The sequence below is a fragment of the Streptomyces lunalinharesii genome (assembly GCF_039532155.1).
GTDB lineage: Bacteria > Actinomycetota > Actinomycetes > Streptomycetales > Streptomycetaceae > Streptomyces > Streptomyces lunalinharesii.
The window spans coordinates 156,263-164,654 of the sequence record NZ_BAAARK010000021.1 but is presented as its reverse complement, the minus strand read 5'-3'; the positions used below and the strand labels follow the sequence as shown (position 1 = coordinate 164,654).

The 8,392-nt window shown below is 68.0% G+C and carries 5 protein-coding genes; 4 read left to right on the top strand and 1 reads right to left on the bottom strand.

Annotated elements, in window-relative coordinates; translation table 11 throughout:
- Positions 1-445: 445 nt before the first annotated feature.
- Positions 446-913: a nuclear transport factor 2 family protein gene (locus ABD385_RS27760; protein ID WP_344581128.1), complete on the bottom strand. Its 468-nt coding sequence runs from the start codon at positions 911-913 to the stop codon at positions 446-448.
- 108 nt (positions 914-1,021) lie between these two features.
- Between ABD385_RS27760 and ABD385_RS27755 the strand changes: the two genes are divergently transcribed.
- The 4 genes from ABD385_RS27755 (at position 1,022) to ABD385_RS27740 (ending at position 7,732) form a co-directional block, all read left to right on the top strand.
- A complete protein-coding gene (locus tag ABD385_RS27755) occupies positions 1,022-1,726 on the top strand; it encodes a TetR/AcrR family transcriptional regulator (RefSeq protein WP_425585488.1) in 705 nt (234 codons plus the stop codon).
- A gap of 88 nt (positions 1,727-1,814) precedes the next feature.
- A complete protein-coding gene (locus tag ABD385_RS27750) occupies positions 1,815-2,276 on the top strand; it encodes an SseB family protein (RefSeq protein ID WP_344581126.1) in 462 nt (153 codons plus the stop codon).
- A gap of 12 nt (positions 2,277-2,288) precedes the next feature.
- Complete coding sequence (locus ABD385_RS27745) at positions 2,289-2,903, top strand: hypothetical protein (RefSeq protein ID WP_344581123.1); 615 nt, start codon at positions 2,289-2,291, stop codon at positions 2,901-2,903.
- Between the two features lie 2 nt (positions 2,904-2,905).
- Positions 2,906-7,732: a putative T7SS-secreted protein gene (locus ABD385_RS27740; protein ID WP_425585489.1), complete on the top strand. Its 4,827-nt coding sequence runs from the start codon at positions 2,906-2,908 to the stop codon at positions 7,730-7,732.
- Positions 7,733-8,392: the final 660 nt, after the last annotated feature.

Sequence of the window (8,392 nt, the reverse complement as noted above, 5' to 3'; positions counted from 1 at the left end):
CAGTGGCGACAGCCTCGCCAGCCCGACCGACATCATCGTGACGCCGCCGAACGAGACCCACAGCGTCGACCTGAAGTGGCCGGCGGACGCCCTGAAGCTGGGCGGCTCGTACGACGAGAGCATCCAGGTCCACCCGGTCGGCATCGCCAACTGACCGCCGTGCACGGTTGGCTCTCACGGGCGGACCCGCGGTGGCGCACGCGGGAGCACGTGCAGGGCTCGCCGGTACCAGTACCAGTACCAGTACCGGCAGCGCACAAGGACGGTTGGCAGTACGCCGAGCCGGCAGGTCACAACGGACCTGCCGGCTTCCGGCTTTCGGCATCCGGTCAAGGGTGCGTCCTGCGAAGTCGACGCGCTCCGGCATGACGTCTCATGGACCACCAGCGCGGCCGACGGCGCGACGGCCGCGTCACGGGGCGGTCCCAGCGTGCCGCCGCCCTCCTCACCGGAACGGAATCGGCAGCCCCCGTTCCCCCTCCGGCCGCGCACCGAAGATCCGTCGTTGGGCCGGCTCGATCCGGACGTCGTGGATCCCCGCCTCCCGCCGGCGCATCAGCCCCGACGCGTCGAACTCCCACAGCTCGTTGCCGTAACTCCGCCACCACTGGCCGCTGGTGTCCCGGCTCTCGTACTGGAACCGCACCGCGATCCGGTCCCCCGCGTACGACCAGAGCTCCTTGCGCAGCGCGTAGTCCAGCTCCCGGTCCCACTTGCCGCGCAGGAACGCGACGATCTCGGCGCGCCCGGTGAGGAAGGCGTCCCGGTTCCGCCAGATCGAGTCCTCGGTGTACGCGAGGGCCACCCGCTCGGGGTCGCGGGTGTTCCAGGCGTCCTCGGCGGCCTGGACCTTCTGCCGTGCGGTCGCCTCGTCGAACGGGGGGAAGGGGGGTCGGGGTGCGGTCGCGGTCATGGCATGACTCCCGTCTGCGTGGACATGGGTGCGGCCCCGGAGAACGAGCGTTCTCCGGGCACTCGGCTAGTCTAGAGAACGAACGTTCTCCCGGGAAGGCAGGCCCCTGTGACGGCCCACGACGATGCCCACGGCGATGTCCACGCCGATGTCCGCGCCGACGTCCACGCCGACGTGCGGACGCGGATCCTCGATGCCGCGGAACGGCTCTTCTACGCGCGCGGCATCCAGGCCGTCGGCATGGACGAACTCCGCACCGCCGCCGGCGTTTCCCTCAAGCGGCTCTACGGCACGTTCCCGGCCAAGCACGACCTCGTCGAGGCGTACCTCCGCCGCCGCGACGCCCGCTGGCGGGCCGACCTCGCCGTTTACGTGTCCGCGCGCGGGGATGCGGGAGCCGGGACGGACACGGGTGCGGGTGTGGGTGCGGGTGCGGGTGCTGCTGTGGCTGCGGACGCTGGCGCCGGCACCCCGGAGGACCGGATCCGCGCCGTCTTCGACTGGCTCGCGGCGTGGTTCGCCGCCCCGGACTTCCACGGCTGCGCCTTCATCAACGCCTACGGCGAACTGGGCCATACGGCGGAGGACGTAGCCCGGGCCACCCGCGACCACAAACGCGCTCTGCACGCCTACCTCACCGACCTCGTGCGCCCGTTGAACCACCCCACCCCCACCGTCCTGGCGACCCAACTGGCCCTCCTGGTCGACGGCGCCATCACCGCCGCCGCGATATCGGGCGACCCCACGTCCGCGGCCCCGGCCGCGGCGGCGGCACAGGTGTTGGTCGGGGCCTCCGCGGCCTCCCCCTCGTAATTGAACACAAAAGGAACGCCCGGCCGGTTTATTGCGCGAGATGACCCGGCGGTGTTGTCAGTGCCGTGTGCCAAAGTGGACCCAGCAGATGAGCTGGGTAGCAATGGGGGAGGGGCTCACCATGCCATTGGCGGACGAGGTGGCAGCGTGCCACGAGGGCCGACCGAATCCGGCCGCACTGGTCGGTGAATTCCGGCGCACGATCGTGATACTCCCGATCGTCGACGACGCATTCCTCACGGCCGAGTTGGACGGAATTCGCTGGCTTTATGCATTCAGCGACGAGGATGCCTTGTCCAGTTTTGCCGCGGAACGCGGCGGCGAATCGGAGCCGGAGTTGCGGTACGTGTCCATGGTCGGCGCCCGGGTCCTCGACGTGCTGGTTCCCGCCATCGAGGGGCCCGTTGGCGTGGCCCTGGACGTCGGGAGCGAGCAAGGCATGGTTTTCCCGCCGGTATCCGGAATCGTCCCGGATCGCGTTGCGGTGGACGCGCACACCGCCCCGGCCACCGCCTCGTCTGCTGACGCAACGGGCGCCACGCACATCTAGGGGAGATCGTTCATGGGGCTCATAGAGGGAAGCGGCTACCGCACCGATCCGGAGGCTTTCGAACAGCTCACCAAGGGCATAACGGCGGCGATCAGTGAACTGAAGGAGCTGGGATTCGACATTGAAGCCCAACTCGGTCGTGGCTTCGACAGGTTGTCCTTGGATGCGACGGAATGCGGCGATGACGGCCTGGCATCGGTCTTCTCGTCGTTCTGCGACCGCTGGGGTTGGGGCGTCCACAACCTGATGCAGGAGGCCAACGACTTCTCCAAGAAGCTGGGGCTCACCGCAGGCAACTACTACGAGCAGGAGCAGTACGCCTCCGACATCCTCAAGCAGGGCGTGAACGCCGCGGTCGGCGACCCGAACAAGACGGCGGAGGAGCTTCACGGGACGTCCTGGAGCAAGCTCGGCAACGACACCGTCGACGCGTACACGAAATGGGACTGGGACCCGAATTCGCAGGCCTCGCACGAGTCGTACCAAAGGACCGACAAGGCCGCCGAGCAGTTCGGGCACGACGTGACGTCGATCCCGGACCGGCTGGCCAACGGCGGCGAGGACCCAGCCGACACCACCGCGAAGCTCCAGGAACCGCGGCAGACCCACGGGGGCAGTGAGAAGTGAGCGTGTTCGGGGACGGCCTCAACAAAATCGCCGACGGGGTCGGCGAGTTGACCGACGCCGTGGAGCGCGGCGCCGGCAAGGCCGTGGAGTTCGGGGCCGACAAGCTGGGCGACAGCCTGGAGATGGTCGGAGCCGACGGCGCCGCGGACACGGTCCGCTCAGGGGGCGACAAGCTGGCCGGCGCGCTGGGCGCCCACGTCGACGAGCGGCAGCTCGGCGAGACCGAAGACCCCAAACAGCTCATCCACGGGGACGTCGAGAAGCTCGACGAAACCGCCTCCCACCTGAAGGACTTCGCGGCGGCGTTCAACCGCGTCGCCGACGGCATGCGCAAGCTGGGTTCCGGCCAACACTGGTCCGGCCAGGCCGCCGACGCCTTCCGCGAGGCGTTCGAGATGCACCCCAAGCAGTGGATGCACGCCGCCGACGCGTGCGACGACGCGCACAAGGCGCTCCAGGGCTACGCGGAAACGGTCTCCTGGGCACAGGGCCAGGCGTCCTCGGCGATCGAGAAGTACCGCCGGGCGCAACAGGACCGGGAGAGCGCCCTGCACGCCTGGAAGGGGAAGGTCGATGCGTACGTGGCGCAGGGCCGGCGCTACGAGGCGGCCGTCGCCCAGGGCCAGGACGCCGGCCCGCAGCCGACGCCGCCCGGCGACTTCGTGGACCCGGGCACCGAGGGCCGCGAGGCCGCCCAGGACATGATCAAGAACGCCCGCAGCCAGCGGAACGAGGCCGCCGAGCGGGCCCGCACCGCCCTCAAGGGCGCCCTGACGCACGCCCCCGACAAGCCGCAGTTCACCGACCTGGCCGGCGCGGGCCTCCAGGACGGCGCCAAGGCGTTCGCCATCGAGCACATGCACCTCGCCGGCGGCGTTGCGAAAGCCGGCATCGAGACCCTGAACCTCGCCCGCAAGGTCAACCCCCTCGACCCCTACAACATCGCCCACCCCTTCCAGTTCAGCGCGAACGTCTCCACCACCCTCCTCGGCCTGGCCCAGGCACCCCTGCACCCGGTCGAGACGGCCAAGGGCATGCTGGGCTCGGGGTGGGGCAGCGATCCGGCGGAGGCGTACGGCACGTTCCTCGGCAACCTCGTGGGGGGCAAGGGGGCCGGGGGGCTGGCCAAGGGGGCGGTGCGGGCGGGCGCGAAGGACGCGTTCAAGGGCGCCGCCCGCAACGCCGCGAAGGAGGGCGGCAAGCGGACGGTGCGCGACCGCTTGCGTACCGCCTGGTGCAAGACCTTCGGCAGCGACCCCATCGACATGGCCACCGGCCGCATGATCCTGCCGCAGACCGACGTCGCCCTGCCCGGCGGCCTGCCGCTCGCCTTCACCCGCACCTTCGAGTCGTCCTACCGCACCGGCCGCTGGTTCGGCCGCACCTGGATGTCCACGCTCGACCAGCGCCTGGAGATCGACGCCGAGGGCGTCGTCCTCATCGGCGAGGAGGGCGACTTCCTCCTCTACCCGCACCCCGCCGTCGGCGTTCCCACCCTCCCCCTCGAAGGCGACGGCGCCCCGCTCGCCCGCACCCCGGACGGCGACTACTTCCTCGTCGACCACGTCACCGGCATCCGCCGCTACTTCACCACCCACACCGAGAACCTCGCCCTCCTCGACGAGATATCCGACCGCCACGGCAACCACCAGACCTTCGACTACACCGAAGACGGCACGCCCACGGCGATCAACCACAGCGCCGGCTACCGCCTCCTGCTGACCACCGAGGCGACCCCCGAGGGCGACCGCATCACCGCCCTCCACCTGGCCGGCGCCGCCCCCGACGGCACCGACCAACTCCTGGCCACCTACGGCTACGACGCCTTCGGCAACCTCACCACCGTCACCAAGCCGGCCTCCGACCGCCCCCTCGGCTTCACCTACGACGACGACGGCCGCATCACCTCCTGGACCGACACCAACGGCAGCAGCTACACCTACGCCTACGACGAGGCGGACCGCTGCACCTCCCAGGGCGGCATCGCCGGCCACCTGCGCGCCCGCTACGCCTGGGGCGACCCGGACCCGACGACGGGCCTGCGCACCAACCGCTTCTTCAACTCCCAGGACCAGCTGACCACTTACCAGGTCAACGACCACCACCAGATCGTCGCGACCACCGACCCGACCGGCGCCACCACCCGCACCACCCGCGACACCAAGCACCGCGTCCTGTCCACCACCGACGCCCTCGGCCGGACCACCCGCTTCACCTACGACGACGACGGCCGCCCCACCACCGTCAGCCTCCCCGACGGCACCACCTCCACCACGGTCTACGACGCCCACGGCAACCCCCTCAACGTCACCGGCCCCGACGGCACCACCTGGGCGCACACCTACAACGCGCACGGCCACCGCGTCGCCACCACCGACCCCGCCGGCGCCACCACCACCTACACCCACGACGCCCGCGGCAACCTCGCCTCCGTCACCGACGCCCTCGGCAACACCACCCACCTCACCTGCGACGCCGCCGGCCTCCCCCTCTCCGTCACCGACCACCTGGGCCACACCACCCACTACCGCCGCGACGCCTTCGGCCGCACCACGTCGATAACGGACCCCCTCGGCGCCACCACCCACCTCCAGTGGACCGTCGAAGGCAAACTCGCCACCCGCACCGACCCCACCGGCGCCACCGAAACCTGGACCTACGACGGCGAGGGCAACCGCCGCACCCACACCGACGCGGTCGGCCAGACGACGCACTTCTCCTACACCCACTTCGACCTGCTCGCCGCCCGCACCGACCCCGACGGCGTCCGCTACGAGTTCGCCCACGACACCGAACTCCGCCTCACCCAGGTCACCAACCCCCAGGGCCTCACCTGGAACTACACCTACGACGGCGCCGGCCGCCTGACATCCGAATCCGACTTCGACGACCGCGTCCTGGCCTACACCCACGACGCCGCAGGCCAACTCGCCACCCGCACCAACGCGTTGGGCGAGGTCACGACCTACACCCGCGACACCCTCGGCCGCATCACGGAGAAGAACGCCGCGGGCCTGGTCACCACCTACGCGCACGACCCCGCCGGCAACCTTCACCAGGCCGCCAACCCCGACGCCACCGTCACCTACACCCGCGATGTCCTGGGCCGCGTCCTGACCGAAACGGTCAACGACCGCACCATGACGTTCACCTACGACGTCCTCGGTCGCCGCACCTCCCGCACCACCCCCACCGGCCACCACACCACCTACACCTACGACGCGGCCGGCAACCGCACCGGCATGGACATCGCCGGCCACCTCTTGCAGTTCCAGTACGACGCCACAGGCCAGGAACTCACCCGCACCATCGGCAACAACCTCCACCTCACCCACACCTGGGACCCCACCGGCCGCCTGACCAGCCAGTCCCTCTCAGCAGCACCCACCGACCCCACCGGCACCGCCCAGGCAGAGCTCCAACAGGTCCTCCAACGCGCCTACACCTACCGCCCCGACGGCCACCTCACCGCCATCGACGACTCCCACACCGGCCGCCGCACCTTCGACCTGGACCGTGCGGGTCGTGTCACGGCGGTCCACGCCACGGACTGGACGGAGTCGTACGCGTACGACGCGGCGGGCAACCAAACCCACGCCATCTGGCCCGACCGCCACCCCAACCCCGCAGCTCGAGGCGGCCGCACCTACACCGGCACCAACATCACCCGCGCTGGCCGCATCCGCTACGAACACGACCCCCTGGGCCGCGTAATTCTCCGCCAAAAAACCCGCCTATCTTGCAAACCAGATACCTGGCATTACACCTGGAACACTGATGACCGCCTCACCTCGGTTATCACCCCCGACGGCACCACGTGGCGCTACCTCTACGACCCCTCCGGCCGCCGAATAGCCAAACAACGCCTCGCCGTTGACGCCACCACCGTCGCTGAGCAATCTGACTTCACCTGGGACGGCCCCACCCTCACCGAACAATCCACCCACGCACCCGGTCGCCCAGATGCTCTATCCCTAACTTGGGACCACCAGGGCCTGGCTCCCATCAGCCAAATCGAACGCAAAGCGGCTAACCTGGGCAATGACCCTCAACGGGTAATGGATCAGCGTTTCTTCGTGATCGCCACGGACCTGGTCGGCTCGCCCACCGAACTCTTCGAGACCTCCGGTTCGATCGCCTGGCGCAGCTGCGCCACCCTCTGGGGCACCACTACCTGGAATCGCGAGGCGATAGCCTACACCCCACTGCGATTCCCCGGCCAATATTTCGACCCTGAAACCCAACTTCACTACAACTTCCACCGCTACTACGATCCAATAAGTGGCCGCTACCTCAACGCAGACCCCTTCGGTCTCGCACCGGCGCCCAACCCTGTTGCGTACGTCCATAACCCACACATGTGGACAGACCCCCTAGGTTTGGCGCCATGCGGCCGGAGCGTGGACTATATGGAGGACAGTGGTATACCTGCTGGATCTCCCGTTACACACGGAGAAAATGGGACTCTCATCGGTTCAGACGGCTCCAGTCGTCGTAACTTCCAGAATGTACTCAACATGGGTGAACACGATGTCGTGGCGCATGGCTCAAGGGACGGCTTCCTGGATCTCCCAGAAGGTCCTGTAAACGGTGGGCAAATAGTCGACGCTGTCATTAACAACCCTCACTACCGTGGTGGTCCTCTGCGTCTCATGGTTTGCCACTCTGGCGCTGACGCATCAGGGATAGCCCAACAAGTCGCCAATGAGTTGGGTGTCACTGTGAGGGCGCCCACGAATATGGTGGGAACAAACCCCGTGCTCGGCCCTGGGCAAATCCCCCAGATCGCCGGTGGTGGATACTGGAGAACGTTCCTCCCTGTCATATGAAGGAGTCACCGTTGGAGCTGGTTGGGTTCTACCGAGAGATGGAATCGAATAATTCGGAGGTGTACAAGGAGTCAATCGCGAATGCGTACGCACGTCGAGGTGGCTATGAAGCCAAATTGGTGTCTAGGTACCTGAGATCTGGCTATCCGATCCTGGATGTCACGGAATCCACTGTGGACGTCATCAGCGGCTCCTTTCGTGTTCCGGGGGGATCCTCAATTCTCACGGACGGAAGGTTCGTCTGGCGGGAGGATCTGGCCACATATGTGGACCACTACTCACTGTCCCTCCCTGATTCCTTCTTGGATTGCATCAGGGAGAATGACTTCAAGGTTCCCAGCGTGGCTCACGAACACATTCTGGACGTATCGTTGTCAGTGGGCAGACTTCTCGGATTTCGCGCAAACTCCGGGGCCGGCCCTCAGAATTCCGCCTAGCGCGCTGCTCGTGTGGGCAGTTTCTTCGCCCGCGGAGCGGGTTGGTAAAGGGTATTGGCGAATTCATGGTCGATGCTCCTTGCTGGCCCGCTGGCCCGCTGGCCCGCTGGCCCGCTGGCCCGCTGGCCCGCTGGCCCGCTGGCCCGCTGGCCGGCGTGGCATGCGGCGAGGACGCCCGTGTGAATGCGCGAATACTTCTCAGGCCCCTGTAAGATGCTGTTCG